The 25,084-nt window shown below is 68.6% G+C and carries 31 protein-coding genes and 1 pseudogene; 6 read left to right on the top strand and 26 right to left on the bottom strand.

The window, feature by feature from the left end:
- Positions 1-22 precede the first annotated feature (22 nt).
- From A8M77_RS00360 to A8M77_RS00350, 3 genes are all read left to right on the top strand, one after another.
- Positions 23-3,343 carry an ATP-binding protein gene (locus tag A8M77_RS00360; protein ID WP_143694504.1) on the top strand — a complete coding sequence of 1,107 codons (3,321 nt, stop codon included), beginning with the start codon at positions 23-25 and terminating at the stop codon, positions 3,341-3,343.
- Positions 3,344-3,402: 59 nt separating this feature from the next.
- Positions 3,403-4,104, top strand: a complete 702-nt coding sequence (locus A8M77_RS00355; RefSeq protein ID WP_086919909.1) for an AraC family transcriptional regulator — start codon at positions 3,403-3,405, stop codon at positions 4,102-4,104.
- A gap of 73 nt (positions 4,105-4,177) precedes the next feature.
- Complete coding sequence (locus A8M77_RS00350; RefSeq protein ID WP_086919639.1) at positions 4,178-5,026, top strand: DMT family transporter; 849 nt, start codon at positions 4,178-4,180, stop codon at positions 5,024-5,026.
- Between the two features lie 42 nt (positions 5,027-5,068).
- Here A8M77_RS00350 and A8M77_RS35980 read toward each other — a convergent pair whose 3' ends face one another.
- From A8M77_RS35980 to A8M77_RS00295, 12 genes and pseudogenes are all read right to left on the bottom strand, one after another.
- Positions 5,069-5,245, bottom strand: a complete 177-nt coding sequence (locus A8M77_RS35980) for a hypothetical protein (protein WP_158100856.1) — start codon at positions 5,243-5,245, stop codon at positions 5,069-5,071.
- Positions 5,246-5,361: 116 nt separating this feature from the next.
- Complete coding sequence (locus A8M77_RS00345) at positions 5,362-6,405, bottom strand: NADP-dependent oxidoreductase (protein WP_086919638.1); 1,044 nt, start codon at positions 6,403-6,405, stop codon at positions 5,362-5,364.
- A gap of 104 nt (positions 6,406-6,509) precedes the next feature.
- Positions 6,510-6,864 (bottom strand): annotated as a pseudogene (locus A8M77_RS36710) (aldehyde dehydrogenase family protein); the annotation flags it as partial.
- 301 nt (positions 6,865-7,165) lie between these two features.
- Complete coding sequence (locus A8M77_RS00335; RefSeq protein ID WP_238136663.1) at positions 7,166-8,464, bottom strand: HAMP domain-containing sensor histidine kinase; 1,299 nt, start codon at positions 8,462-8,464, stop codon at positions 7,166-7,168.
- Positions 8,461-9,150 (bottom strand): response regulator transcription factor, encoded by a 690-nt coding sequence (locus A8M77_RS00330; RefSeq protein ID WP_086919907.1) that lies wholly within the window; start codon positions 9,148-9,150, stop codon positions 8,461-8,463. Before A8M77_RS00330 ends, A8M77_RS00335 begins: the two co-directional genes overlap by 4 nt.
- A gap of 79 nt (positions 9,151-9,229) precedes the next feature.
- Positions 9,230-9,703, bottom strand: coding sequence for a DUF4260 domain-containing protein (locus A8M77_RS00325; RefSeq protein WP_238136662.1), 474 nt, complete (start codon positions 9,701-9,703; stop codon positions 9,230-9,232).
- On the bottom strand, positions 9,696-10,166 hold the full coding sequence (locus tag A8M77_RS00320; RefSeq protein ID WP_086919637.1) for a Spy/CpxP family protein refolding chaperone: 471 nt from the start codon (positions 10,164-10,166) through the stop codon (positions 9,696-9,698). Before A8M77_RS00320 ends, A8M77_RS00325 begins: the two co-directional genes overlap by 8 nt.
- A gap of 100 nt (positions 10,167-10,266) precedes the next feature.
- Positions 10,267-12,069, bottom strand: a complete 1,803-nt coding sequence (gene ptsP / locus A8M77_RS00315; RefSeq protein ID WP_086919636.1) for a phosphoenolpyruvate--protein phosphotransferase — start codon at positions 12,067-12,069, stop codon at positions 10,267-10,269.
- Positions 12,066-12,335: an HPr family phosphocarrier protein gene (locus A8M77_RS00310; RefSeq protein WP_086919635.1), complete on the bottom strand. Its 270-nt coding sequence runs from the start codon at positions 12,333-12,335 to the stop codon at positions 12,066-12,068. Before A8M77_RS00310 ends, ptsP begins: the two co-directional genes overlap by 4 nt.
- Positions 12,304-12,759: a PTS sugar transporter subunit IIA gene (locus A8M77_RS00305; protein ID WP_086919634.1), complete on the bottom strand. Its 456-nt coding sequence runs from the start codon at positions 12,757-12,759 to the stop codon at positions 12,304-12,306. The genes A8M77_RS00310 and A8M77_RS00305 overlap by 32 nt, the downstream gene beginning before the upstream one ends.
- Positions 12,756-14,003: an MFS transporter gene (locus tag A8M77_RS00300; RefSeq protein WP_086919633.1), complete on the bottom strand. Its 1,248-nt coding sequence runs from the start codon at positions 14,001-14,003 to the stop codon at positions 12,756-12,758. The genes A8M77_RS00305 and A8M77_RS00300 overlap by 4 nt, the downstream gene beginning before the upstream one ends.
- Positions 14,000-14,539, bottom strand: coding sequence for a hypothetical protein (locus A8M77_RS00295; RefSeq protein ID WP_086919632.1), 540 nt, complete (start codon positions 14,537-14,539; stop codon positions 14,000-14,002). Before A8M77_RS00295 ends, A8M77_RS00300 begins: the two co-directional genes overlap by 4 nt.
- Positions 14,540-14,645: 106 nt before the next feature.
- On the opposite strand from A8M77_RS00295, the gene A8M77_RS00290 reads away from it, so the two are divergent.
- Positions 14,646-15,143 carry a TlpA disulfide reductase family protein gene (locus tag A8M77_RS00290; RefSeq protein ID WP_086919631.1) on the top strand — a complete coding sequence of 166 codons (498 nt, stop codon included), beginning with the start codon at positions 14,646-14,648 and terminating at the stop codon, positions 15,141-15,143.
- Between the two features lie 41 nt (positions 15,144-15,184).
- Here A8M77_RS00290 and A8M77_RS00285 read toward each other — a convergent pair whose 3' ends face one another.
- Positions 15,185-15,631 (bottom strand): c-type cytochrome, encoded by a 447-nt coding sequence (locus A8M77_RS00285; RefSeq protein ID WP_086919630.1) that lies wholly within the window; start codon positions 15,629-15,631, stop codon positions 15,185-15,187.
- A gap of 195 nt (positions 15,632-15,826) precedes the next feature.
- Between A8M77_RS00285 and A8M77_RS00280 the strand changes: the two genes are divergently transcribed.
- Both A8M77_RS00280 and A8M77_RS00275 read left to right on the top strand, forming a co-directional pair.
- Entirely contained in the window at positions 15,827-16,501 is a 675-nt protein-coding gene (locus tag A8M77_RS00280; protein WP_443269943.1) for a cytochrome b/b6 domain-containing protein, read from the top strand.
- Positions 16,498-17,088, top strand: coding sequence for a GNAT family N-acetyltransferase (locus A8M77_RS00275; RefSeq protein WP_086919628.1), 591 nt, complete (start codon positions 16,498-16,500; stop codon positions 17,086-17,088). The genes A8M77_RS00280 and A8M77_RS00275 overlap by 4 nt, the downstream gene beginning before the upstream one ends.
- 15 nt (positions 17,089-17,103) lie before the next feature.
- Here A8M77_RS00275 and A8M77_RS00270 read toward each other — a convergent pair whose 3' ends face one another.
- The 13 genes from A8M77_RS00270 to A8M77_RS00210 all read right to left on the bottom strand — a co-directional run bounded on the left by A8M77_RS00270 (position 17,104) and on the right by A8M77_RS00210 (position 25,007).
- Positions 17,104-17,610 carry a peroxiredoxin gene (locus tag A8M77_RS00270; protein ID WP_086919627.1) on the bottom strand — a complete coding sequence of 169 codons (507 nt, stop codon included), beginning with the start codon at positions 17,608-17,610 and terminating at the stop codon, positions 17,104-17,106.
- Positions 17,611-17,680: 70 nt separating this feature from the next.
- Positions 17,681-17,950: a 30S ribosomal protein S17 gene (rpsQ, locus tag A8M77_RS00265; RefSeq protein ID WP_086919626.1), complete on the bottom strand. Its 270-nt coding sequence runs from the start codon at positions 17,948-17,950 to the stop codon at positions 17,681-17,683.
- A gap of 9 nt (positions 17,951-17,959) precedes the next feature.
- Positions 17,960-18,163 (bottom strand): 50S ribosomal protein L29, encoded by a 204-nt coding sequence (rpmC, locus tag A8M77_RS00260; RefSeq protein ID WP_086919905.1) that lies wholly within the window; start codon positions 18,161-18,163, stop codon positions 17,960-17,962.
- Between the two features lie 57 nt (positions 18,164-18,220).
- The gene (gene rplP, locus A8M77_RS00255) at positions 18,221-18,637 is read right to left on the bottom strand and encodes a 50S ribosomal protein L16 (protein ID WP_068674864.1); all 417 of its coding nucleotides are present in this window, start codon (positions 18,635-18,637) and stop codon (positions 18,221-18,223) included.
- A 30-nt stretch (positions 18,638-18,667) separates the two neighbouring features.
- A complete protein-coding gene (rpsC, locus tag A8M77_RS00250) occupies positions 18,668-19,567 on the bottom strand; it encodes a 30S ribosomal protein S3 (protein WP_086919625.1) in 900 nt (299 codons plus the stop codon).
- Positions 19,568-19,582: 15 nt separating this feature from the next.
- Positions 19,583-19,915: a 50S ribosomal protein L22 gene (rplV, locus tag A8M77_RS00245; RefSeq protein ID WP_019657678.1), complete on the bottom strand. Its 333-nt coding sequence runs from the start codon at positions 19,913-19,915 to the stop codon at positions 19,583-19,585.
- Positions 19,916-19,924: 9 nt separating this feature from the next.
- Positions 19,925-20,203 (bottom strand): 30S ribosomal protein S19, encoded by a 279-nt coding sequence (gene rpsS / locus A8M77_RS00240; RefSeq protein ID WP_068640579.1) that lies wholly within the window; start codon positions 20,201-20,203, stop codon positions 19,925-19,927.
- Positions 20,204-20,214: 11 nt separating this feature from the next.
- Positions 20,215-21,039, bottom strand: coding sequence for a 50S ribosomal protein L2 (rplB, locus tag A8M77_RS00235; protein ID WP_086919624.1), 825 nt, complete (start codon positions 21,037-21,039; stop codon positions 20,215-20,217).
- Positions 21,040-21,042: 3 nt separating this feature from the next.
- On the bottom strand, positions 21,043-21,378 hold the full coding sequence (gene rplW, locus A8M77_RS00230; RefSeq protein ID WP_086919623.1) for a 50S ribosomal protein L23: 336 nt from the start codon (positions 21,376-21,378) through the stop codon (positions 21,043-21,045).
- The gene (gene rplD / locus A8M77_RS00225; protein ID WP_086919622.1) at positions 21,375-21,995 is read right to left on the bottom strand and encodes a 50S ribosomal protein L4; all 621 of its coding nucleotides are present in this window, start codon (positions 21,993-21,995) and stop codon (positions 21,375-21,377) included. Before rplD ends, rplW begins: the two co-directional genes overlap by 4 nt.
- Positions 21,996-22,007: 12 nt before the next feature.
- Complete coding sequence (gene rplC / locus A8M77_RS00220; protein WP_086919621.1) at positions 22,008-22,679, bottom strand: 50S ribosomal protein L3; 672 nt, start codon at positions 22,677-22,679, stop codon at positions 22,008-22,010.
- Between the two features lie 178 nt (positions 22,680-22,857).
- Positions 22,858-23,376: a hypothetical protein gene (locus tag A8M77_RS00215; protein WP_086919620.1), complete on the bottom strand. Its 519-nt coding sequence runs from the start codon at positions 23,374-23,376 to the stop codon at positions 22,858-22,860.
- 11 nt (positions 23,377-23,387) lie between these two features.
- Positions 23,388-25,007: a hypothetical protein gene (locus tag A8M77_RS00210; protein WP_086919904.1), complete on the bottom strand. Its 1,620-nt coding sequence runs from the start codon at positions 25,005-25,007 to the stop codon at positions 23,388-23,390.
- Positions 25,008-25,084: the final 77 nt, after the last annotated feature.

Here is a 25,084-nt window from a genome sequence, read left to right as displayed (position 1 = left end):
CCCAACGACCCAGCTCCGTTCCATGTCCCTCGCGTCCACGGATTTTCTGAAAGGCGGCGGAGAGATGGGCGCGCGCATGCGCGACTTCGACTGGCGCAGCACGTCCCTGGGCGATCCGGCCGGCTGGCCGCAGAGCCTGAAGACGACCATCCGGACCATGCTGGACTCCCGTTTCGCGATGTGGATGGCCTGGGGCCCGGAGGGCATCTTCTTCTGCAACGACGCCTACCTGCCCACGGTGGGCATCAAGCGCGACTGGGTGCTCGGCGCGCGGGCCGACCGGGTGTGGGAAGAAGCGTGGGACGCGGCCGGGCCTCGCATCGCGCACGTGCTCGCCACCGGCGAGGCCACCTGGGACGAGGGACTGCGCCTGTTCCTGCGCCGCAGCGGCTACGAGGAAGAGACCTTCCACACCTTCTCCTACAGCCCGGTCTACGACGAATCGGACCGCGTGGCCGGCATGCTGTGCGTGGTGGTGGAGGAAACCGAGCGCGTCCTCGGCGCGCGCCGCCTGGCCCTGCTGCACGATCTGGCCGGCGTGTCCGACGGCGAGGCCGGCAGCCTCGATGAGGCGGGCCGGCTGATGCTGGCGGCGCTCGGCACCGAGTTGCACGACGTGCCCTTCGCCGCGCTGTACCTCGCCGGCGACGCGGCGGACGACATGCGGCGTGTCCACCCCCTCCCGCGCCAGCCTGTCGGCCCCATCGATGGCACCGACGCGGACGCCCGGGCCGTCGCGCTGCGCGTGCAGCACACCGGCCGCGAGGAACTCACGCACCGTGTTCAGGCGCTCTGGGGCGAGCTGCGCGGCGCCTGGCCAGAGCCCGTCGAGGAGGCCCTGGTCCTCCCGCTGGCAGGCCGCGGCGGCGAAGCGCCCGTCGGCGCCATCGTGCTGGGCATCAGCACCCGGCGGCGGCTCGACGACGCCTACCGCAGCTTCCTGCGCCTGGTGGCCAGCCAGTTCGCCTCGCAGCTCAACGACACGCGCACACGGCTCGAAGCGCAGCAGCGGGCCGAGGCGCTGGCCGAGCTGGACCGGGCCAAGAACCTGTTCTTCAGCAATGTCAGCCACGAGCTGCGCACGCCCCTGACCCTCATGCTCGGCCCGGTCGACGACCTCCTGGCCCGCACGGCGCTGCCCGCCGATGCACGCGAGCCGCTGGAGCGCGTGCAGCGCAACGGGCTGCGCCTGCGCAAGCTGGTCAACACCCTGCTCGACTTCTCCCGCATCGAGGGCGGCCAGGTGCAGGCCCGCTACGCCGCCACCGACCTGGCGCGCTACACGGCAGAGCTGGCCTCGGTCTTCCGCTCCGCCTTCGAGCAGGCCGGCCTGCGCCTGGTCGTGCAGGGCGGCGAGCGACCGCTGCCGGCCTACGTGGACCGCGAGATGTGGGAGAAGGTGGTCTTCAACCTGCTTTCGAACGCCTTCAAGTTCACCTTCGAAGGCGAGATCGAGGTGGCCGTGGCCGAGGTGGGCCACCGCGCCAGGCTGACGGTGCGGGATACCGGCGTGGGCATCGAGCCGTCGGCCTTGGCGCACATCTTCGACCGCTTCCACCGTGTGCACGGCACACGTTCCCGCACCCACGAGGGCACCGGCATCGGCCTGGCGCTGGTGAAGGAGCTGGTGCGGCTGCACGGCGGCAGCATCGGCGTCGACAGCACGCCCGGGCAAGGCACGCGCTTCACGGTGGAGATACCGCTGGGCGCCGATCACCTCCCCGCATCGAGCATCGTGGAGGCGGACACCGCGGCCCAGGCCGCGCAGAGATCGCGCTACCTCGATGAGGCATTGAGAGCCGAAACCACGTGGCTCGCGCGGCGCTCCGCGCACGAGGCGCCGACGTCGCTGAGCCGCCGCAAGCCCGAACGGGTGCTCGTGGTCGACGACAACCCCGACATGCGCGACTACGTCCGCCAGTTGCTGGATCCCCACTGGCAGGTCGAGACCGCCGCCGACGGCGAGGAGGCGCTCGCCGCCATCGAGCGCCGGCAGCCCGACCTGGTGGTGACCGACATGATGATGCCCGGCATCGACGGCCGGGCCCTGCTGCAGCGGCTGCGCGAAGGCACGCGCACGCGGGACCTGCCGGTGCTGGTGCTGTCCGCGCAGGCGGGCGAGGAAGCACGGGTGGCGGGCCTGCAGCAGGGCGCCGACGATTACCTGATCAAGCCGTTCTCGACGGCCGAGCTGCTGGCCCGCGTGGAGGTCCAGATCATGCGTGCGCGCGCGCACCAGCAGGCAACCCTCGCCCGCGAGGCGGCCGAGGCCGCGAACCGGGCCAAGGACGAATTCATCGCCATGCTCGGCCACGAGCTGCGCAATCCGCTGGCGCCGATCCTCACCGCCGTGCAGATCATGAAGCTGCGCGATGGCGATTCCCCGCACCGCGCGATCATCGAGCGGCAGGCCCGGCACATGGCGCGCCTGGTCGATGACCTGCTCGACATCCCGCGCATCGCCCGCGGCAGCCTCGAGCTGCGGCGCACGACGCTGGAGCTGCGCACGGTGGTCGACAGCGCGATCGAGACCGCCAGCCCCGTCCTCGAGAACAAGCGGCACCGGCTGGCGCTGGAGGTGCCCGCGCAGGGCCTGCCGGTCTTCGCCGACGAGGCGCGGCTGCGCCAGGTGATCGCCAACCTGCTCGTCAACGCGGGGCGCTACACCGATACCGGCGGATGCGTCGAGATCCGGGCGATGCGCAGCGACGACGAGGTGGTGCTCACCGTCCGCGACAACGGCGCGGGCATGACGCAGCAGGAGCTGGACATCGTCTTCGACCTGTTCGTGCAGGGCGTCCAGGGCATCCATCGGCCACAAGGCGGCCTCGGGCTCGGCCTGACCATCGCGCGCAACCTGACCCGACTGCATGGAGGCACCCTCGATGCAGCCAGCCCGGGCCGCGGCCTCGGCAGCGAGTTCACGCTGCGGCTGCCGCTCGCGGCCGCGGCGAAGGCGCAGGCAGCCGCGGTGCCGGCCGTCGACATCCGCCACAAACGCGTGCTGGTGGTCGAGGACAACGTCGATGGCGCGCAGGCCCTGGGCGAGCTGCTCGCGCTCTCCGGCTTCACGCCCTTCATCGCCCATGACGGCCCGAGCGCGCTGGCGTTGCTGGCGCGCCAGCGGGTGGAGGTCGCACTGCTGGACATCGGCCTGCCCGTCATGGACGGCTTCGAGCTGGCCACGCAGATCCGCAAGTTGGACCCGGACCGGGCCATCCGCCTGATCGCGATGACCGGCTACGGCCAGCGCAGCGACATGGAGCGCAGCCAGGCGCACGGCTTCGCCTCGCACCTGGTGAAGCCGGTGGATCCGCAGGCCCTGCTGCAGGCGATCGGGTGATGCGGCCGCATCCCGCGGCGTGACAGGGGCAGACCCCGCAAGGGACAATGGCCACCGCCATGTCCCATCGCGCCCCCACGGCCCCGCCGCCACCGTTGTCGCTGCGCCATTACGGCGGGTCGCGCGGCAGCCATGCGCACGAGCACTTCCAGGTGCTGGTCGGCCTGGACGGCGTGCTCGAGCTGGAGGTGGAAGGCCGCGGCCTGCGCCTCGGCGCTGGGGAGGGCCACGTGGTGGCACCCGGCGACCGGCACGACTTCGAATCGCAGGGCGGCAGCCACTGCCTGGTGCTCGACACGCCCCTGGCCCTGTGGACGCCTTTTGCCGGCCAGGGCCCTCATGCGCCGCGCCTGCTGCCCCTGGCCCGCTACCTTGCCGAGTGCCTGGCATCGCCTGCACCGTCGCCGCTGGCGCTGCACCATGCGCCCGCGCTGCTGCTGGAAGCCTGGGGGCCCGCCGCGCCCAAGCTGCGCGGACGCGCGATCGACTGGGCTGCACTGGCTGCCTGGGCCCAGGCGCGCTGGCACCAGCCGCTGGGCGTGGCCGATCTCGCCGCCGTCGCCTGCCTCGGCCCCAGCCAATTCGCGCAGCGCTGCCGCGAGGAACAGGGCATGAGCCCCATGCACTGGCTGCGCGCGCAACGGCTGCTGCATGCGCGGCAGCTGCGCAGCGCGGGCCTGAGCGTGGCGGAGACTGCGCGCCGCAGCGGCTATCGCTCGCCCTCGGCGCTGACCGCCGCGCTGCGCCGCTACTGCGACTGAAACCCACCCAAACCGTCGCCGCGCGACGAACGACCGGCATCGCACGACGGCCGCGCAGCTTAAGCTCGTGGCCATGTCGTCCACGCTCTACGCCCTCGCCGCCATCGCCCTGTGGGCCACGCTGGCCTCGCTGGGCACTGCGCTCTCGCACCTGCCGCCCTTCCTGCTCACCGGACTGGCACTGATCATCGGCAGCGTCATGAGCTGGCCCCGGGTGCTGCGCGACCGCCAGGCCTGGGCCGTGCCGCCGCGCACGCTGGCACTGGGCATCTACGGCCTCTTCGGCTTCCACTTCCTGCTGTTCACCGCGCTGCGGCACGCGCCCCCGGTGGAGGTCAACCTGGTCAACTACCTGTGGCCGCTGCTGATCGTGGTGCTGGCGCCGCTGCTGCTGCCGGGCCTGTCGCTGCGCCCCCTGCACCTGGTGGCGGCCATGCTGGGCTTCGCGGGTGCCGCGATCGCGATCCTGGGTGCGCGCGGTGCATCGGCCGACGCCGTCGATCTCGGCTACCGGGGCTTCGTGCCGGCGCTGGGCTCGGCCTTCATCTGGGCCAGCTACTCGCTGTGGACGAAACGGGTGGCGGCCTTTCCGACGAGCGCGATTGGCCTGTTCGGCCTGCTCTCGGGCGCCCTGGCCCTCGCCTGCCACGCCCTGCTGGAGCCGCAGGCCACGCTGTCGGCGCGCGACTGGCTGCTGGTCACGTTGTGCGGGCTGGGCCCGCTGGGGGCGGCCTTCTTTCTCTGGGACCTGGCACTCAAGCGCGGCGACGCGCGGCAGATCGGAATCCTGAGCTACATCACGCCGCTGGCGTCGACGGCGCTGCTGATGCTGGTCACGCAGCGGCCGATGAGCTGGACCATTGCGCTGGCGGCGATCCTGATCATCACGGCGGCCCTGATGGGCACGCGGGTCAGGGCCTGAGAGCTACGCGAAACCCAGGTTCAGGTCCGGCTGCGGGCCGCCTCAGGCGACGTCCCGCACCGACTTCCAGTCGTCCCAGACCGTGGGATTCGAATCAGGCTCGCGATGCTTGTCATTCGCCGCGACGGACGAAGGATTCGGTTCGGCGTCCAGGGGCGAAGGCTCACTGCCTGCAGGGGACGAGGCCAGGTGTTCGGCGCGCGGGTGTTCGTGCTTCATGGCCTGATCGTACGGAAGGCTGCTTCGCGAACCAAGACGGCTGCCGGCAACGCCGTATTGCCTGCATCGAAACAATGCGTGGCCCCGCCATCAGGCACTGACGCCGCCTGGAAAGGCTACGCGTCCGCCACTTTCAACACCAGCTTGCCGAAGTTCTGCCCGCTGAAGAGCCTGTTCAGCGCCTCGGGGAAAGTATCCAGCCCCTCGACGACATCTTCGCGGCTCTTCATGCGGCCGTCCTTCAGGTAGCCGGCCATCTCTGCCACCGCCACGTGGTAGCGGTCGGCGTAGTCGAACACCACCATGCCCTGCATGCGCGCCCGGTTCACCAGCAGGCTCAGGTAGTTCTTCGGGCCCTGCGCCGGCGCGCTGTTGGCATTGTTGTACTGGCTGATGGCGCCGCAGATGATGATGCGCGCGCCGCGCGCGAGGCGCGCCAGGGCCGCGTCGAGGATCTCGCCGCCGACGTTGTCGAAGTAGATGTCGATGCCCTTGGGGCAGTGCGCCTTCAGGCCGTCGCGCACGGCGGAGGGGCCGGCCTTGTAGTCGATGCAGGCGTCGAAGCCCAGCTCATTGACGACCCAGTCGCACTTGGCCTGGCCGCCGGCGATGCCGATCGCGCGGCAGCCCTTGATCTTCGCGAGCTGGCCCACGGTCTGGCCGACCGCGCCGGCAGCGCCGGAGACCACGACCGTCTCGCCGGGCTGGGGCTCGCCGATGTCCATCAGGCCAAAATAGCCGGTCATGCCCGGCATGCCGAGCACGTTGAGCCATTGCGTGATGGTGCCGGCGCGCAGGTCGATCTTCACGAGGCCATTGCGCTTGATGTCTTCCTGGGGAATCAGGATGTATTCCTGCACGCCCAGCGTGCCGTAGACGGTGTCGCCGACCGCAAAGGCCGGGTTGCGCGAGGCGACCACGCGGCCGATGCCGCCGGCGCGCATCACCGCGCCGATCTCCACCGGCGGGATGTAGCTCTTGCCCTCGTTCATCCAGCCGCGCATGGCGGGGTCGAGCGAGAGCGACAGGGTCTTGACCACGACGCCGCCCTCGGCCGGCTCGCCCACGGGCTCGGTGGTGAACTTCCAGTTGTCGCGGGTGGCGGCGCCCTCGGGGCGCTTGGCGAGGCGGACCTGGCGGTTGCTGACGGTGCTGCTCATGGGCTGTCTCCTGCGGTGGTCGGGGGCTGGCATCGTAGCGCCGGGCTCCATGCGCCCGGGTAGCGCAGGCGACAGCTCACAAGCCGTCAGAAGGGGTAGCGGCGCGGCGTTCGGTGATCGAGCACGGTGGCCGGCATCAGCGTGCTGTCGGCGTGGTCGACCACCGAGTCCAGCGCCACCGGCCCTTCGCGCGGGTCGCCCAGCGGCAGGCGCTGCGCCTTGGCCACGAAGCGCTCGACGAATTCGTCGGCCACGCGCCGGTCCACCACGATGCGCTCGGTCGACATGCAGATCTGGCCCGAGTTGGCGAAGGCGCCCGACGGCGGCCTCGATGCCGGCATCGTCGAGCACCACCAGCGGGTGCGTTGGCGACGAAGTTGAGCACGCCCGGCGGCAGTCCGGCCTCGTTACTGCCTCCACGATCAGCGCATGGGTCTGCGGGCACAGCTCCGAGCCCCGTCGGGCCGGGCCGCTTGTGCGATCGTAGGAAGCACGCGCGCGCCGCGCTGTGCCGGCTGCGCACAATGCGCTTGATCCAGCGCGCACGTTAACCCGCAAGTGCTGCGGCCGGGGGCGGCCCGGACAACATGGATCGCATGACCGCCTCCCTGCTGCTGTCGACCGACGAAGTGCGGCCCCGCGAGCGCGCGGCGATCTTCGGTGAATTGCGAGGACCTGCCGCCCGCGGCCTACACGGCCTGGAGCGTGGACGACGCGGTGCGGCAGGCGGCGAAGGGGCGCGGGCACACCGTGCCTGCGGCTACGGCATCAGGCGCGCCGTGACCACCAGGCCGGGCTGCGCGTTGCGCACGGCCAGCGTGCCGCCATGCGCCTCGGCCACCAGGCGGCACAGGTACATGCCCAGGCCCACGCCGCCGGTGGCGCGCTGGCGCGCGCTGTCGGTGCGGTAGAAGGGCTCGGTGAGGCGCTCGAGCTGGGCGGCATCGACGCCGGGGCCGAAGTCGCGCACTTCCAGCTCGATGCCACTTGGCGCCACAGCACGCAGCGCGATGCGCGGCGGCTCGGCCGCGTCGCCGCCGTAGCGCAGGGCGTTCTCCAGCAGATTGCGCACCAGCAGTCGGATGCGCAGGCGGTCCAGCGCGAGCAGAGGCAGACCTTCGGCCAGGTCGAGCACGACACGGCCGCCTTCGGGATGCTCCGCCACCACCTCGCGCACCAGCGCGGGCAGATCGACCGGCTCGCGCTGCAGGGCCACGTGCGGGCTGGCGAGGCGCTCGCTCTCCAGCAGGTCGCTGATCAGGTCGCGCATCTCGGCCAGGTCGCGCAGCAGTGCGGCGCGTTCAGCCACGCCCTCGGGCGTGGCGGGCAGCAGCTCGGCGTTGAGGCGCGCACGCGTGAGCGGCGAGCGCAGCTCGTGGCTCAGCGCCAGCAGCAGCGCGCGCTTGGCATCGAGCATGCCCTGGATGTCGTGCGCCATGGTGTTGATGCGCTGCGCCAGGTCGCCCAGCTCGTCGCGCCGCCGCAGCGGGATCGGCTGGTCGAAGGCGCCGCGGCCGAAGCGCTCGGCGCCGGCACGGATGTCGTCGAGCGGGCGCAGCAGGCGCCGCACGTAGACGTAGGCGATCACGATCAGGAGCAGCAGCAGCGCCAGCGTCAGGCCGCCGATGCCATGCGGCTCGCGCTGCCACGGCAAGGTGCCCAGCCCGAAACTCACGCGGTGGCCATCGGCAGTGCTGCGCGTCAGCCAGTCACCCCGGCCACTGCCCGGGCCGAAGCCGCGCCAGCGGCGCTGCGGATGCGAGTCCCAGTTGACCGCCGGGCCCTCGATGCGAATGGAGATGGGCAGGCGCTTCACCAGCGCCTCGGCGCGCGCCACGTCGGGCGGCGTGCCCAGCTCGGCCACCAGCCGGTCCATGTAGTCGCCGACGATCGGCTGGGCGGCGCCGCGCCAGCCGTCGGAAAAGGCGCGCTGCATACCGCCGAGAAACACCGCCGCCATGGCCATGGCCAGCAGCACGAAGACGGTGATCAGCCGCAGGCGCAGCGAATGGCGCCAGCGGTGGCGCCAGTGCCGATGCGGATGCGGACGCCGGGTCACGGGCCGCCGCTCTTGCCGACCGCGAGCGTGTAGCCTGCGTTGCGCAGCGTCTTGATGCAGTCCAGCGGTTCCAGCTTCTTGCGCAGCCGGCTCACGACGATGTCGACCGCGCGCGTGTAGAGCTCGGCCTCGTGGCCGCGCAGCCGGTTCAGGATGTCGTCGCGGCTCCAGACCTTGCCGGGCGAATCGGCCAGCAGCGCCAGCAACTCGAATTCGGTGCCGGTGAGCTCCACCCGCTCGCCCTGACGCAGCACCTCGCGCCGGTCGAGGTCGATCACCAGGCCCTCGAACTCGCGGCGCTGCGCGGGCGGCGCGGCGGGCACGGCGCGCTGGCGGCGCAGGATGGTCTGTACCCGCGCCACCAGCTCGCGCGGCTCGAAGGGCTTGGGCAGGTAATCGTCGGCGCCCAGCTCGAGGCCGACCACGCGATCCATCACGTCGCCGCGCGCGGTCAGCATCACGATCGGGATGTCGCTCTCCTTGCGGATCTCGCGGCACAGGGCGAAGCCGTCCATCTCGGGCAGCATCACGTCGAGGATGGCGGCGTCGTAGGGCTGGGCCCGCAGGCGGGCCAAACCCTCGCTGGGCCGCGATGCGCTGTCCAGCACGCAGTCGAAGCGCGCGAAGTAGCTCGCCAGCGGCGCAGCGAGGTGCTCGTCGTCGTCGATCAGCAGGATGCGGGGCATGCGACCATTGTGCATACGGGCGCCGAAAACGAAGCTCGCGATCAGGCCGGACGCCATTGCGCGCGGGGTGGGCCGGCGTTCACCACGGATCGGCGCGGCCGATGCGGCCTAGGTGGGTGGCGCCGAACTCGCTGCCGTACTTGAGGCCGTAGCCCAGCGCGCGGTCGAGGCCGATGTGGGCCGCCCAGACCAGTCCGAGGGCGAGCACGGCGGGCATCTCGCCGACCAGCCCCAGCGCGAGCAGCGCGACCGGGCCGACGTACGAATGCGCGGCGTTGTACGCGATCGCACCGACGCGCGCGCCGGCCAGATAGCCCAGGAAGGACAGGTCGGGCAGCAGGAACAGCATCGCGAAGGCGCCCCAGCTCGCGCCGAGGTACTGGTAGGCGGCGAGCGCCGCAGCCAGCACGGCCAGGCCTTCCAGCCGCAGCATGGCGCGCACGCCGCCGCGGGTGGCGCCCGGGAGCTGGCGTTGTTCCTCGGCTCCCTGGCGCACCCACGGCGGGTCCGATGCCCTCGGGGACGAGAGGCGCGGCGCGGACAGCTCAGCCACGGTGGCCAAAGCGGCGGCCGCCGCGCTCCATGAACTCGCGCACCTTCTGCTGCTGCGTCGGGTTCAGGTTGTCGAAGAAGTCGGCCGCTGCGGCGATCACCTCGGGGCTGCCGGACTGGACGGCGGCGGTCTTGTCATCGACCAGCTTTTTCGCGCGCTCCTGGTCGAGCTTGGCACCGGCGAAGAGGGAACGGAACTCGGCGCGCGGATCGCCGCCGCCGCGCAGCGCTGTGCGCTGGGCCTGGATCTTCTCTGCCAGGACGTTGAGCTTCTGCTTCTGGGCAGCATCGAGCTCGAGCTTGCTGCCCACGCGTTCGACCATGCGGGCGCGGAACTCGGCGCGGTCCTGCTCGGAGTAGCCGCCGCCCCAGCCGTGGCGATGGCTGGAGCAGCCGGCCAGGCTGCCGGCCAGCAGCGCGGCGCCGGCAAAGCCGAAGAGGGATCGTTTGAACCAGGGTTTCATGAGGGTCTTCCTTCAGTGCGATCTGAATCGATCAGGGAGACCCGATGGTGCGATCCGCCGGCCGCGGCGTCCTTTCGCGGCAGTTTCGGCGTGTTTCGTTTTATTGCGGTGCCGGCGTCAGTAGGCTGGCCGGATCGTCGGCCTCCAGCACCTGCTGCACCCAGCCCGAGAGCTTGCTGGTGTCGGCGCGCAGCACCTCCTGCTTGACCGCCAGGATCTGCGAGGGGTGCATGGAGAAGCTGCGCAGGCCCATGCCCAGCAGCAGACGCGTGAAGGCGACGTCGCCCGCCATCTCGCCGCACACGCTCACGCCCTTGCCCTGCCGTCGGCACTCGGCGATGGTCTCGGCCACCAGACGCAGGACGGCCGGATGGGCCGGGTCGTAGAGATGGGCGACCGACTCGTCCGCGCGATCGATGGCCAGCGTGTACTGGATCAGGTCGTTGGTGCCGATCGAGAGGAAGTCGAAATGCTTGAGGAAGATGCGCAGCGTGAGCGCGGCGGCCGGCACTTCGATCATCGCTCCCAGCTTGACGTTGCCGTACACCGTGCCGCGGTTGTCGAGCTCGGCGCGCGCGAAGTCGATGAGCGAGAGGGTCTGGCGGATCTCGGTGGCGTGCGCGAGCATGGGGATCAGCAGGTGGATCTCGCCGTGCGCCGCCGCGCGCAGGATGGCGCGGATCTGGGTCAGGAACATGGCCGGGTCGGCCAGGCTCCAGCGGATCGCGCGCAGGCCCAGCGCCGGGTTGAGGTGGGCGTCGTCGCGAACCGACTTGCCGTCCAGCGGCTTGTCGGCGCCCACGTCGATGGTGCGGATGGTGACCGGCATGCCCTGCATGCCCTCGACCGCGCGCTTGTAGGCCTGGTACTGCTCCTCCTCGTCGGGCAGCCGCGTCAGGCGCTGGGCCTCGCGGCCCATGAACAGGAACTCGCTGCGGAACAGGCCGACGCCGACTGCGCCGGCCTTGACGGCGCCCAGCGTGTCCTCCGGCAACTCGATGTTGGCAAGCAGGTCCACACGCTGGCCGTCGAGGGTGACGGCGGGCTTGTGGCGCAGGCGCGCCAGGCGGCCGCGCTCCAGGTCGCCCTGGCGCTGCTTGAAGCCGTACTCGGCCAGGATGATGGGCGAAGGGTCGACGATCACCACGCCGGCATCGCCGTCGATGATGACCCAGTCGTCCTGCCGCACCAGTTGGCTGGCGCTGCGCGCACCGACCACGGCCGGGATGTCCATGCTGCGCGCGACGATGGCGGTGTGCGAGGTGCGCCCGCCCACGTCGGTGACGAAGCCGGCGAACACGCTCTTCTTGAACTGCAGCATGTCGGCCGGCGAGAGATCGTGCGCGATGAGCACCAGCGGGGCGTCGATGGCGTCGCCGGCGGTGGGATCGCTGTCATCGTCCTCGGCGGTGCGCTTGCGCCGCGGAGGCGTGGGCGCCAGCACCGCGGCGGTGCCCTTCATGCGGTGCAGCAGGCGCTCGACCACCTGCTCGAGGTCGGCCTTGCGCTCGCGCAGGTACTCGTCCTCCATCTCGTCGAACTGGCGCGCCACCACCTCCAGCTGCGTGGTCAGCGCCCACTCGGCGTTGTAGAGGCGCTCGACGATCCAGTGCTTGACGCCGGAGGTGAGCACCTCGTCCTGGAGCAGCATCAGGTGCACCTCGAGCAGTGCGCTGAGTTCGTGGGGCGCCTCGTTCGGGCCCATCAGGGCCACGCTGGCCTGAAGCTTCTGCAGTTCCTCGGCCACCGCGTTGCGGGCGACGCGCAAGCGATCGATTTCGGCTTCGACTTCTTCCGGCTTGATGAAGTAGTGCGCGACGTCCAGCCGGCTGGACACCACGAGCACGGCGCGTCCGATCGCGATGCCACGGGCGACGGGCAGCCCATGGACGGCAAAGGTCATTCGCCTTCTCCGAACTTGTCGTTCATCAATGCAACGATGGCGTCGAGCGCCTCCTGCTCGCGCTCGCCGTTCGTCTCGATCTCCACCGTGACCCCGATGCCGGCGGCCAGCATCATCACGCCCATGATGCTCTTCGCATTGACGCGACGGTCGCCGCGCGAGAGCCAGACCTCGCAAGGGTAGCTGCCCGCGAGCTTGGTGAGCTTGGCCGAGGCCCGTGCATGCAGGCCCAGCTTATTGCTGATGGTCACGGATGTCTTGATCACTGTGCTTTCTTCTTGCCTGGTTCTGGGGTGCCGCCACCGCCACCTGCATCACGCCCGCGGTGCCGCCGGTGAGCGCGCGCTGGACCAGCGTCTCGAGCGGCTCGTTGCGGTAGCTTACGGCACGCAGCAGCATCGGCAGGTTGACGCCGGCCACCAGCCGGGAGCGCACCCCGTCCACCAGCTTCTGCGCGACGTTGCAGGGGGTGGCGCCGAACACGTCGGCCAGCACCAGCACCTGCGAGCGGGGCGTGCGCTGCAGCTGGGCCAGGGTGATTCGCGCCGCCGCCAGGGTTTCGTCGGGCGACACGTTGGGCAGCACGTCCAGTGCCGCGATCGAAGCCTCGCTGTCGGGGAACACATGCAGCGCACATTGCCGCAGCGCCTGGGCGAGCGGCGAATGGGCGATGATGAAGATGCTGTTCATGCGGGTCGAAGGCGGGTCCGTCGATTATGCGGGGGCGCCCAGAGGAAGTAGAAATAAGACAACAAACAGCATCCCAGGAACAGCCCCAGCGCACCACGGAAGGCGCCCGCCGTGTCGAGGCCGGCACGCTCGAACAGGTCGATCAGCAGGCCCACGCACCACTGGATCAGAAAGACGCCCACAAACACGACAAGGTTGTACGCCGACAACGCCCGTCCGGCCAGTGCCGGCGGCAATGCCATGGCGACGGCGGGCTGGCCCAGGGTGACGACGGTGGCGCAGCACAGGTAGACGGTCCACGCGGCCGCGCCGGCGTCCGGGCCGAGCAGCAGGATGATGGCCAGTGCCAGCAAGCCGACCGGCGTGCCCCAGGCGATCAGGCGCTCGGCGGCAATGCCGCGCCGCGCCAGCCAGGGGTTGACGGCCCCCCAGACCCAGTAGGTGACGAGCATGGCGCTGCTGATCACAAACAACCCATCGGCGGCCTCGCCCGGCGTGCAGCCGCCCACCCGCGTGAGCCAGGGGACAACCCAGAGGGTCAGCATGGCGACGAAACCGCCGTGGCAGAAGAAGCCGATGGGCATCAGCCTGCGGAAGAAGGGATCGCGCCAGACTTCGGCGTAGCCGCTGCCGCGGGCCGGCAGCGCGGGGCCTTCTCCGGTGGCGCGATCCCAGCCCGGGGTGGACCAGGCGATCAGCAGCATGGACACGAACACCCCGGCAGCGAGCAGCCAGAACAGCGGCCGCCAGCCGGTCAGCGGCATCAGCCAGGTCACCGGCAGCGTGGCGCCGACCAGGCCGAGCGAGCCGACCATCAGCATCCAGGCGTTGGCGCGCAGTTGCATCGGCGGGTCGTACCAGCGCCGGTAGCCGGTCAGCGGTGCCATCAGGCAGGCGCTGACGCCGACACCGGTCAGCACGCGCGCGGCCAGCAGCAGCCAGAACTGCGTGGCCACGCAGAACAATAGGCAGCCGGCTACCGCGACCGACAGGAAGCACAGGACCACGCGCCCGGGACCGTGACGATCCAGCCAGGCGCCCATGGGCAGCTGGGTGAAGGCAAAGCCCAGGAAGTAACCGCCGGCCAGGAGGCCGAGGTCGCTGGCGTGCAGGCGGAACTCCGCCGTCAGCACGGGCGACAGGGTGGCGGTGATCCCACGAATGAGCGTCGAGAGAAAGTAGGCGAAGGCGAAGGCCAGGAACACCGCGGCGATGCGGCCGCGGCTCGTCAGCAAGCTGCTCATGGCAGACGCAGTCCCTCGAAGAAAGTGACGCGCGCGTCGGCCGAGACCGGCTGCCCGAGCACAGTTGCCTGGTAGAGCGCCATCTTTCCGGCCCGCTGCTGGGCGAACCAGAGCATGTGGGCGGGCGCCGGGCCGCCCGCCGCGCCCTGAACGTCCAGCCGCACCGGTTCGGGCATGGCCGCGGCCCGGGGCAATGTCGCCGGCGCCTCGGCGGCCGGCCTGCCGGCCAGCTGGCTCCGGGTGGCGGCACGCCAGGCCGCCATCCAGCGTTCGGCCTGGGCCGCGTCCTCGGCGGTCGCGTGGGCCACGGCGAAGGTGGCTCCGCCGGCTTCGCACCCGGTCATGTCGACGGCGATCGAGGCGCCGGCGCCGAGCGGCAGGCTGCGGGTCGCGCGGTCGGGCTTGCAGGGCAGCAGCGCCACCAGACCGTCGCCCGCGATCGGGACCTCGCGCCAGTTGAAGACCGGGCTGCAGGCGCCAAGCAGGGAGGCCGCCACGACGGGCGCCGCGAGTCGTGAACGAAGGGTCAAGCGCATCGGATGCCGATTATCGAACCGCCTTCCTTTCCCCAGGGCCAGCCCCGGTGCGGGCGAGATCGGACGAGCGGAACTAAAATCGCGGCGCCCCCTCCATCGTTGTCCCATGAAGAAGCTGATTCCCGCCGCCGCCATCGTGATCGCCCTGGCCGCCGGCGTGGGCGTGTACCTGAATACCGGCGTGTCGGCCGCGCCGACCTCGACCTTCGTGCTGCTGGATGGCAGCAAGAAGAGCACCGAGGACCTCAAGGGCAAGGTCACGCTGGTCAATTTCTGGGCCACCAGCTGCGTTACCTGCGTGGCCGAGATGCCCAAGGTGATCGCCACCTACGACAAGTACAAGGCCCAGGGCTACGACACCCTGGCCGTGGCGATGAGCTACGACCCACCCAGCTACGTCGTGAATTTCGCCGAGACCCGCAAGCTGCCCTTCAAGGTGGCGATCGACAACACCGGCGCGGTGGCCAAGGCCTGGGGCGACGTGAAGCTCACGCCCACGACCTACATCGTGAACAAGCGCGGCGAGATCGTGAAGCGCTACGTGGGCGAACCAGACTTCGCCGAGCTGCACCGGCTCATCGAGAAGCTGCTGGCCGAGGCGTAGTCTGGAAGCAGGGCGATGTCATTCGACAGCGCCCTTGCCCTCTAATTGCTCTGGAAAGTGTCGTGGCAGGACTTGCAAGTCTGGCCCACGGACGAGACCGCGGCCTTGAGTGCGTCCAGGTTGCCGGCTTTCGAAGCAACGAGGAGCTTGCCGGTCTCGCTGACCAGCTTGTCGCTGAGCTCCTTGAATTTCGCCTGCTCCTTCCAGATCTCCGGCTTGGCCTTGCCGCCTTCGGTGCCCGGGCCGAAGCCGATCCACGGCAGTTTCGAGATCTCCGCCACCACCTCGGCATTCATCGTCGCACTCGCGGCGTCGTAGGGCACGCGGCCGCTGGCCATGGCGCCCAGACGGCTCATGTGGTAGTTCTGGATGAACATCGCGCTCTGGCGATACTTGATGGCGTCTTCGGTCTTGGCGAACTGGGCCAGGGCCGGCAGGCACAGCACGGCGCCGGCCGCAGCCAGAGTCAACGAGGCAAAGCGATTCATCGGGGTTCCTTGTTGTGGGGGCAGCGCCGCAGACTGGCGGCGCGGGCCAGTTTAGGGGCGTGCGACAGCCCACCATGCATAGCGACAACCCGTAGGCGCGATGGCGCCGACTTTGCTAATCTGCACCTTCCGACGCTTCGCGCCCCGCCTCCCTCGATGCCCCCCGCCCCTGAGTCCGCCACGCGCCCTGTGAGCCTGGACGACGCCAGCGCGATCCGCACGCGTGTCTGGGATCTGCCGACGCGCGTGTTTCACTGGGCGCTCGCGGTCGCGGTGGTCGGCCAACTCGCGACCGGCTTCGGTGGCGCGATGGAGTGGCACTTCCGGATCGGCTACGCGGTGCTTTCGCTGCTGTTGTTTCGCGTGATCTGGGGCTTCATCGGCGGGCGCTGGTCGCGTTTCGCCGCTTTTGCCTATTCGCCGGGATCGGTCATGAACTACCTGCGCGGGCGCCCACATCCAGACCATCTCATCGGTCACACGCCGCTCGGCGCATTCTCGGTTTTCGCGCTGCTCGCGATCCTGGGGTTGCAGGTGGCGACGGGCCTGGTGGCCGACGACGAAGTCATGGCGGCGGGGCCGCTCACGCGTTTCGTCTCGGGTGCGACGGTGAGCCTTGCCACGGGCTGGCACACCCTGTTCGGCAAGTGGATCGTGATCGCGCTGGTGAGCCTGCATGTGCTGGCGGTGCTTTTCTACGTGGCGGTCAAGCGCCACCGGCTGGTGCGGCCGATGATCTCCGGCGACAAGCTGGTCACGGACGGCCGTGCGGCTGCGAGCCGCGACGATGCCGCGTCCCGCCTGTTGGCGCTGATGGTGTTCGCGGCCTGCGCCACCTTCGCGGCGTGGATCGCGTCGTTGCGACCATGAGCTTCTCTGTTTCCAGGCCGCTTCCGCTGGCGGGCACGCCCGACATCGTGCTGGTGACGCCCGATCCGGGCGACGAGCTCGACATCACACGGACCATCTTTCTCGAGTACGCGGCCTCGCTGGGCATCGACCTGTGCTTCCAGGACTTCGACGCCGAGCTGGCCGGGCTTCCCGGCGACTATGCGGAGCCACGCGGTGCATTGCTGCTCGCGCTGGTCGATCCCGCGCTCGGGGGCGCAGAGGCTGCGCGCGCCGGTGTGCCGACGCTGCAGCGCGCCAACGGCGCCGCGGCTGTCGTCGCCGGCTGCTGCGCACTGCGTCCACTGGATGCGGCCGACTATCCCAACGCGGCGGAGATGAAACGGCTCTACGTTCGTCCGCAGTTCCGAGGACTCGGCCTCGGCCGCCAACTGGCAGAAGCCATCCTGGATGCGGCACGCGGTGCCGGGTATGCCTGTGTCCTGCTGGACACGCTGGATGACATGGAGTCGGCGCGGGCCCTCTACGAAGACCTCGGTTTCGTCGAAGTCCCGCCCTACTACCACAACCCCATCGCGGGGTCGCACTACCTCAAGGTGGATCTTTGATTCGTCCCGGCGTGCTCAGCCGCGGGCCTGCTTCAGCAGCGTCTCGGCGTCGCTGACCTCGAACTTGCCAGGCGCCTCCACGTTGAGCGAGGCCACCTTGCCGTCTTTCACCAGCATCGAGTAGCGGTTGCTGCGCACGCCCATACCGCGTGCCGTGAGGTCGAGCGTCAGGCCGGTGGCGTTCGCGAACACGCCGCTGCCGTCGGCCAGCATGCGCACCTTGCCATCGGTCTTCTGGTCGCGCGCCCAGGCGCCCATCACGAAGGCATCGTTGACGCTCACGCACCAGATCTCGTCCACGCCAGCCGCCTTGAGTTCGTCGAAGCGCTGCACATAGCCGGGCACGTGCTTGGCCGAACAGGTCGGCGTGAAGGCGCCGGGCAGCGCGAACAGGGCGATGGTCTTGCCCGCCGAGGCCTGGTTCACGTCGACCGGGTTCGGGCCGATGCTGCAGCCCTCCCCCTCGACTTCGGAATACTCCTGCAGGGTTGCGGCAGGAAGGGTGTCACCGACTTTGATCATGGTTTGCTCCTGAAAAAATAAAAGCGGCCCACATTGTGGGCCGCTTTGGGATTGGCTGCGTCGCCAGCGATCAGACCGTGACGGCCTTCTCGACCAGACGGGTCACCACCCAGTTCTTGGTCTTGGAGATCGGGCGGCTCTCGGTGATCTCGATGGTGTCGCCCATCTTGTACTCGCCCTTTTCGTCATGGGCGTGGTACTTGCTCGAGCGAGTCACGACCTTGTCGTAGATCGGGTGCTTCACGCGGCGCTCGACGAGCACCGTCACCGTTTTCGCGCGCTTGTCGCTGACCACCTTGCCGATCAGGGTGCGCTTGAGGGATTTTTTAGCTTCCGTCATGGTCACTCCTTACTTGGCGGCTTCTTGCTGCTTTTGCGCAAGAATGGTCTTCGCACGGGCGATGTCACGGCGCGTGATGCGCAGCGTGGCCGTGTTCGACAGCTGTTGCGTGGCCTTCTGCATGCGCAGGCCGAAATGGGCCTTCTGCAGATCCTTGATCTCGGCCTGCAGGCCGGCGACGTCCTTGTCGCGCAGCGTGGCGGCCTTCGACACCTTGGCCGAAGCCGCGGCGTCCTTTTTCTTACGGGTTGCCATGTGTGTTCCTCCCGATCAGGCGCCGAGCTGGCGAGCGACGAAGGTGGTGCGCAGCGGCAGCTTGGCGGCAGCCAGGCGGAACGCTTCGCGCGCGAGTTCCTCGGGCACGCCGACGATCTCGTAGATCACCTTGCCGGGCTGGATCTCGGCGACGTAGTACTCGGGGTTGCCCTTGCCGTTACCCATCCGCACTTCGGCGGGCTTGGTGGAGATCGGCTTGTCGGGGAACACACGAATCCAGATGCGGCCGCCCCGCTTGACGTGACGCGAGATCGCGCGGCGGGCGGCTTCGATCTGGCGCGCCGTCAGGCGGCCGCGGTCGATCGACTTGAGGCCGAAATCACCGAAGGACACCGCGTTGCCGCGGGTCGCGATGCCGGTGTTGCGGCCCTTCTGTTCCTTGCGGAACTTTCTGCGTGCAGGTTGCAGCATGTTAGTTACTCCGTAGTTCTAAGACCGATGTCACTCGGTCTTGGCACCGTCCGCTGCTGCAGCGGGCGCGGCCTTGCGGACGCGCTTAACGGCGGGTTTCGAGTCTGCACCGCCGGCTTCTGCGGGCTTGTCGCTGCCATCGGCCGGGGCGACGTTGCCGCCGATCGGGCCGCGGGCACCGGCGCGCGGACCGCGACGGTCCGAGCCCGGACGGTCGCCACCAGGACGGCCATCACGGCGCGGGCCACGCGGGCGGCGCTCTTCTTCGGGACGCGGGGTCTCGACGACCGGCAGGTCGTTGCGGCCCAGCGTGTCGCCCTTGTAGACCCAGACCTTGACGCCGATGACGCCGTAGGTGGTCTTCGCTTCCGAGGTGCCATAGTCGATGTCGGCGCGCAGCGTATGCAGCGGCACGCGGCCTTCACGGTACCACTCGGTGCGGGCGATTTCGATGCCGTTCAGGCGCCCTGCCGACATGATCTTGATGCCCTGGGCACCCAGACGCATGGCGTTCTGCATGGCACGCTTCATGGCGCGGCGGAACATGATGCGCTTCTCGAGCTGCTGCGTGATGCTGTCGGCGATCAGCTGTGCATCGATTTCGGGCTTGCGCACTTCCTCGATGTTCACGGCGACCGGCACGCCGAGCTGCTTGCCCAGCTCGCGCTTCAGGTTCTCGATGTCCTCGCCCTTCTTGCCGATCACGACGCCCGGACGAGCCGAGTAGATCGTGATGCGGGCGTTCTTGGCGGGGCGCTCGATCATGACGCGCGACACGGACGCGTTCTTGAGCTTCTTCTTCAGGTACTCGCGCACCTTGATGTCTTCGGCCAGCATGCCGGCGAAGTCGCGGTTGCTGGCGTACCAGCGGCTGGACCAGTTGCGGCTGACCGCGAGGCGGAAGCCGGTCGGGTGGATTTTCTGTCCCATAAATCTTCCAGCCTGTTAGTTGCCCACCGTCACGTACACATGGCACGTGGGCTTGCTGATGCGGTTGCCGCGACCCTTGGCGCGCGCCGTGAAGCGCTTGAGCGTGGCGCCCTGCTCGACGTAGATGGTCTTGACCTTCAGCTCGTCGATGTCGGCACCATCGTTGTGCTCGGCGTTGGCGATGGCCGACTCGAGCACCTTCTTCACGATCACGGCGGCCTTCTTCTGCGTGAACTGCAGGATGTTGAGCGCCTGATCGACCTTCTTGCCGCGGATCAGGTCGGCGACCAGTCGGCCCTTGTCGACCGAGAGGCGGACACCGCGGAGGACTGCACGTGTTTCAGACATGGTCGTTCCTTACTTCTTCTGGACTTTCTTGTCCGCGGGGTGCCCCTTGAACGTGCGAGTGAGCGCAAATTCGCCGAGCTTGTGGCCGACCATCTGGTCGGTGATGTAGACAGGCACGTGCTGCTTGCCGTTGTGCACGGCGATGGTCAGGCCGATGAACTCGGGCAGGACCATCGAGCGGCGCGACCAGGTCTTGATCGGCTTCTTGTCCTTGGTCGTCACGGCCTTGTCGGCCTTGGCCAACAGATGGTGGTCGACGAAGGGACCTTTCTTGAGAGAGCGAGTCATGTGGCTGTCCCTTACTTCTTCCGACGCGACACGATGAAGACCTGCGTGCGCTTGTTGTTGCGGGTCCGGTAGCCCTTGGTGAGATTGCCCCACGGGTCGACAGGATGGCGGCCTTCGCCGGTCTTGCCTTCGCCGCCACCGTGCGGATGGTCGACCGGGTTCATCACCACGCCGCGCACGGTCGGGCGGATGCCCATGTGGCGCTTCACGCCAGCCTTGCCGAGCTGGCGCAGGCTGTGCTCTTCGTTGGCGACTTCACCGATGGTGGCGCGGCACTCGACGTGCACGCGGCGCACTTCGCCCGAGCGCATGCGAACCTGGGCGTAGACGCCTTCGCGGGCCAGCAGCGTCGCCGAGGTGCCGGCCGAGCGGGCGATCTGCGCGCCCTTGCCAGGCTGCAGCTCGATGCAGTGGATCGTCGAACCCACCGGGATGTTGCGGATCGGCAGCGTGTTGCCGGCGCGGATCGGGGCTTCCGAGCCGCTCAGCAGTGTGGCGCCGGTTTCCAGGCCGCGCGGGGCGATGATGTAGCGGCGCTCGCCATCGGCGTAGCACACGAGCGCGATGTGGGCGGTGCGGTTCGGGTCGTACTCGATGCGTTCGACCTTGGCCGGGATGCCGTCCTTGTTGCGCACGAAGTCCACCACGCGGTAGTGGTGCTTGTGGCCACCGCCCTTGTGGCGGGTCGTGATGTGGCCGTTGTTGTTGCGGCCGGACTTCTGGAACTGGGGCTCCAGCAGCGGAGCGAAGCCGGCGCCCTTGTGCAGGTGGTCCCGCGAGATCTTCACCGCGCCACGCTGGCCCGGCGAAGTGGGTTTCATCTTGATGACGGCCATGATTTAAGCGCCTTCCCCAACCAGGTTGAGCTCCTGACCGGCCTTGAGCGTCACGTAGGCCTTGCGAACGTTGTCGCGACGGCCGACCGACTTCCCAAAGCGCTTGGTCTTGCCCTTGATGTTGGCCACGGACACGCCCTTCACCTCGACCTTGAACATCAGTTCGACGGCGGCCTTGATCTCGGGCTTGGTGGCGTCCTGCAGCACCTTGAAAGTGACTGCATTCGACTTCTCGCCAACCATCGTGGCCTTCTCGGACACGATCGGGGCGACCAGCACGTTCATCAGCCGACCTTCGTCGAACTGACGCTGCTGGGGAGTGGGATTGATGCGGCTCATGCGAACATCTCCTTGAGCTTGTCGACAGCGCCCTTGGTGACCAGCACCTTCTTGTAGTGCACCAGCGAAACCGGATCGGCGTAACGCGGCTCCACCACGAGCACGTTCACCAGGTTGCGCGAGGCCAAGTACAGGTTCTCGTCGACTTCCTCGGCGATCACGAGCACGGACTCGAGGTTCATCGCCTTGAACTTGGCGGCCAGCGCCTTGGTCTTGGGCGAGTCGACCTTGATGGAGTCGACCACAGCCAGGCGACCTTCGCGCGCCAGTTGGGAGAAGATGGACGCCATGCCGGCGCGGTACATCTTCTTGTTGATCTTCTGCGTGAAGTTCTCGTCCGGCATGTTCGGGAAGATGCGACCGCCCCCACGCCACAGCGGCGAGGAAGTCATACCGGCACGGGCGCGGCCCGTTCCCTTTTGCTTGAACGGCTTCTTGGTCGAGTGCTTGACCTGCTCGCGGTCCTTCTGGGCGCGCGTGCCCTGGCGGGCATTGGCCTGGTAGGCGACGACGATCTGGTGCACCAGGTCTTCGTTGTAGTCACGGCCGAACACGGTCTCGGGCGCGTCGTACTTCGACGCGGCCTGGCCTTGCTCGTTCAGGAGTTCGAGTTGCATTGCTGTTGCTCCTTAGGCCGCGGGCGCCGCCTTGGCCTTGACGGCCGGGCGAATGGTGACGAAGCCACCCTTGGCACCGGGGATCGCACCCTTGATCAGAAGCAGCTGGCGCGCTTCATCGATGCGGATCAGGTCGAGATTCTGGGTGGTCACGGTGACGTCGCCCAGGTGGCCCGTCATGCGCTTGCCGGGGAAGACGCGACCGGGGTCCTGCGCCATGCCGATCGAGCCGGGCACGTTGTGCGAACGGCTGTTACCGTGCGAGGCACGCTGCGAGCCCATGTTGTGGCGCTTGATGGTGCCGGCATAGCCCTTGCCGATCGAGGTACCTTGCACGTCGACCTTCTGGCCCACCGTGAATACGCTGGCTGCGGCGATCGCGCCACCAGCCTTGTGCTGGGCGGCCGTATCGGCGGTGACGCGGAATTCCTGGATGATTTCGCCGGCTTCGACGCCAGCCTTGGCGAGATGGCCGGCTTCGGGCTTGGTCACGCGCGATGCCTTGCGTGAGCCGAAGGTCACCTGCAGGGCGACGTAGCCATCGGTCTCTTGGGTTTTGATCTGGGTCACACGGTTGTTGGACACGTCCACCACCGTGACGGGAACGGCGTCACCGTCATCGGTGAAGAGACGCATCATCCCCACCTTGCGGCCCAGCAACCCGAGGGAGTTGCTCAGACTCATGGTTTTTTCTCCAAGACTCCCGCCGCTGCCACTTCAATTGGCGACAGCGTTTGGTATGCGGAAGAAGGTTGATAAAGCTCTGTACGGCAAGCGCCAAGGCGCAAATCGGGCAGAGCCGGACATTATAGCCCGCAAGTCTTTGGGAGCGCAAGGCGCCGGCCGATCAGGCCGGCTGGGCTCACTTCACCGGCATGGAGAGGATCTTGTCCCCGCCGGGCGTCTGCTTCAGCCCGCTGCTGGCGGGGAGGGTGGAGGGTTCCTTGCCGACCTGGACGGTGATGGAGGTCGCGCTGGTCGCCCCGTTCTGGGTGGTGAACACATGCAGGTAGCCGATGCCGTCGGCGTCGGGGACGACCTGGACGGTCAGCGTCGAAGTCCTGCCTGCCGGCAGCGTGTACGGTCCGGACGAGCCGGTGATGGCCAGGCCGCCGTCGGGCCTGAGCTTGACTGTGCCGCCGGCCGGGTCCGTGATGCCGTCGAAGCTCAGCACGACCGGGACGGCGCTGCCGGACTCGGGCGTGCCGTCGATGCGGTACTGGACGGCAATGCCGGAGCCGCCGGGCTTCATGGGGGCGGTCGTCATCTTTTGGGAAGAAATGTCGCGCGCGGGCTTTGTGTTGTGCGCACAAGCCTGCAGTGACACGCCCATGGCCAGCGCCGCCATGGCGATGGCTCCGAGGCTGCGAGATGCACGCATGGCTGCGCTCCTTAGTTGATGGTGACGTTGAAGCACGTGTTCGTCGACACGTTTTTGAAGTCGTTGACGACGATAACGGCCTCGCCCTGCGACAGGCTGACGGAACCCGATTCGCTCCCGGCGACGATGGAAAGGCCCTGACCGACGCGTCGGCCCTGATAGACCACGAAGTCCGGATCGGTGCCCGGCGTCCCACCGGTGACCGAAAGAGCGATGGCGTAGTTGCGCTGCGCGGGCGCGGTGAATCGAAGGTAGGCGTAGCTGCCCAGCTTGTTGCCGGCACCCCCCGCGTCCGCCTGGTTCGTCACGCAGGCCTGCGTGGCCCCGCCCCCCACCGCAACGGACGTGTACATCGGCAACGCAACCGCGACGCCGCCATTGTTCGTCTCGTTCCCAGCAAAGGGGTCGTTGGGAACGGCGATGCTCTGGCCCGACAGCAGCGTGTTGAGGGCTGAGGCGCTGCCGGGCGCCGCGGCATTGAAGGCCACGGAGAAGGGGTGGATCGAGGTCACCGCCACGCCGCTCTTGAATGACGCGCCGGTGAGGGCGTCGTGGATCGGCTTGAAGCCGACCTGACTGTTCAGATTCCAGAGGATCGACTGGATCGAGGCCTCGCGATACCACCCGGCAGGTGACGCTGCGCCCGCGCTCAGGTCGAGGTTCGATCCGACGGCCTGGCTCGCGCCCACCGAATCAGTGTAGTTGCTGCGTGCCAGCGCGATGCCGGACCAGGCATTACCCCAGCCCTCCGAAAAGGCGACGCGGCGGTCCAGCAGGTCGGTCAATGAATGGCCGCCACCGGGCGAATCGTCACGGCTGAAGGCCGACTGGTAGTAGTGGCCCCATTCGTGCGCGACCACCGAGCTGTCGTATTCGTCGGTATCGACGTTCTCCTTGCCCAGCACATAGATGGCACGGGTCGCGCCCGCCGCGGTCGAGTTGGTGAAGAAGGTCGTGCCGATCTGGCCCAGCGCCGTATTGCCTGAAGCCGGCACGTTATTGACGCTCCAGAACACACGCAGCGGTGGAAAGGCAGTGCTCGGCGCAACGGAGAGGACTTTCGCCTGAGTCGCGTAGACGGCGTCGAGCACCGCGAACGGTCCGGCGACGCGGGCCGATGCGTAGCTCGAGCCGTTCCAGCCGGAGGGCGCATGCACGTTTCGCGTCAACGCCGCGCTCCCAGTGGAGAAGCTGCCGCTGTCCATCGAGTAGAGGGCGTCGCCCTGGGTGTTGTCGCGCACGCTGACGTCCCAGCTCGCTGCGGAGCCGCCCTGCAGCATCTGGGCCTTGACGCGCACGCTGACTGTCGTGTTGGCGGGTACGGATACGGAATAGGCGCCGCTGCCGTCCGTGGCCGTACTGGCCAGCACAGCCGCGTTGGCATCCAGGATTTCGACGACCGCGCCCCGAACCGGCTTGGCGGCAATGGCCCCGTAGTTCAGCCCGCCGGTGGTGTTGGGCACGGAGTCGAAAGTCGCGTTTCCGGTCAATGTCACCGTCGTCGCGCCAGACCCAGAGCCAGGGACGGGCAACCCCACGATGGGGAAGAAGACCCCACCACCGCCGCCGCCGCACGCCCCCAGCAGGGCCACGGCAATCAGTGCCGAGGTCCGCAGCAACCAAGTCTTCATGATCTCACCCCAGGAGCGTCCAATCCGGCCGATCGCCGTCGCCGAAGGATGCCACATTCGCAAGTCAAAAAATAAGC

Origin of the sequence: Variovorax sp. JS1663 (assembly GCF_002157355.1) — a bacterium.
Taxonomy (GTDB): domain Bacteria; phylum Pseudomonadota; class Gammaproteobacteria; order Burkholderiales; family Burkholderiaceae_C; genus Variovorax.
The sequence above is the reverse complement of the archived record's forward strand: the minus strand, read 5'-3'. Positions and strand labels throughout refer to the sequence as shown.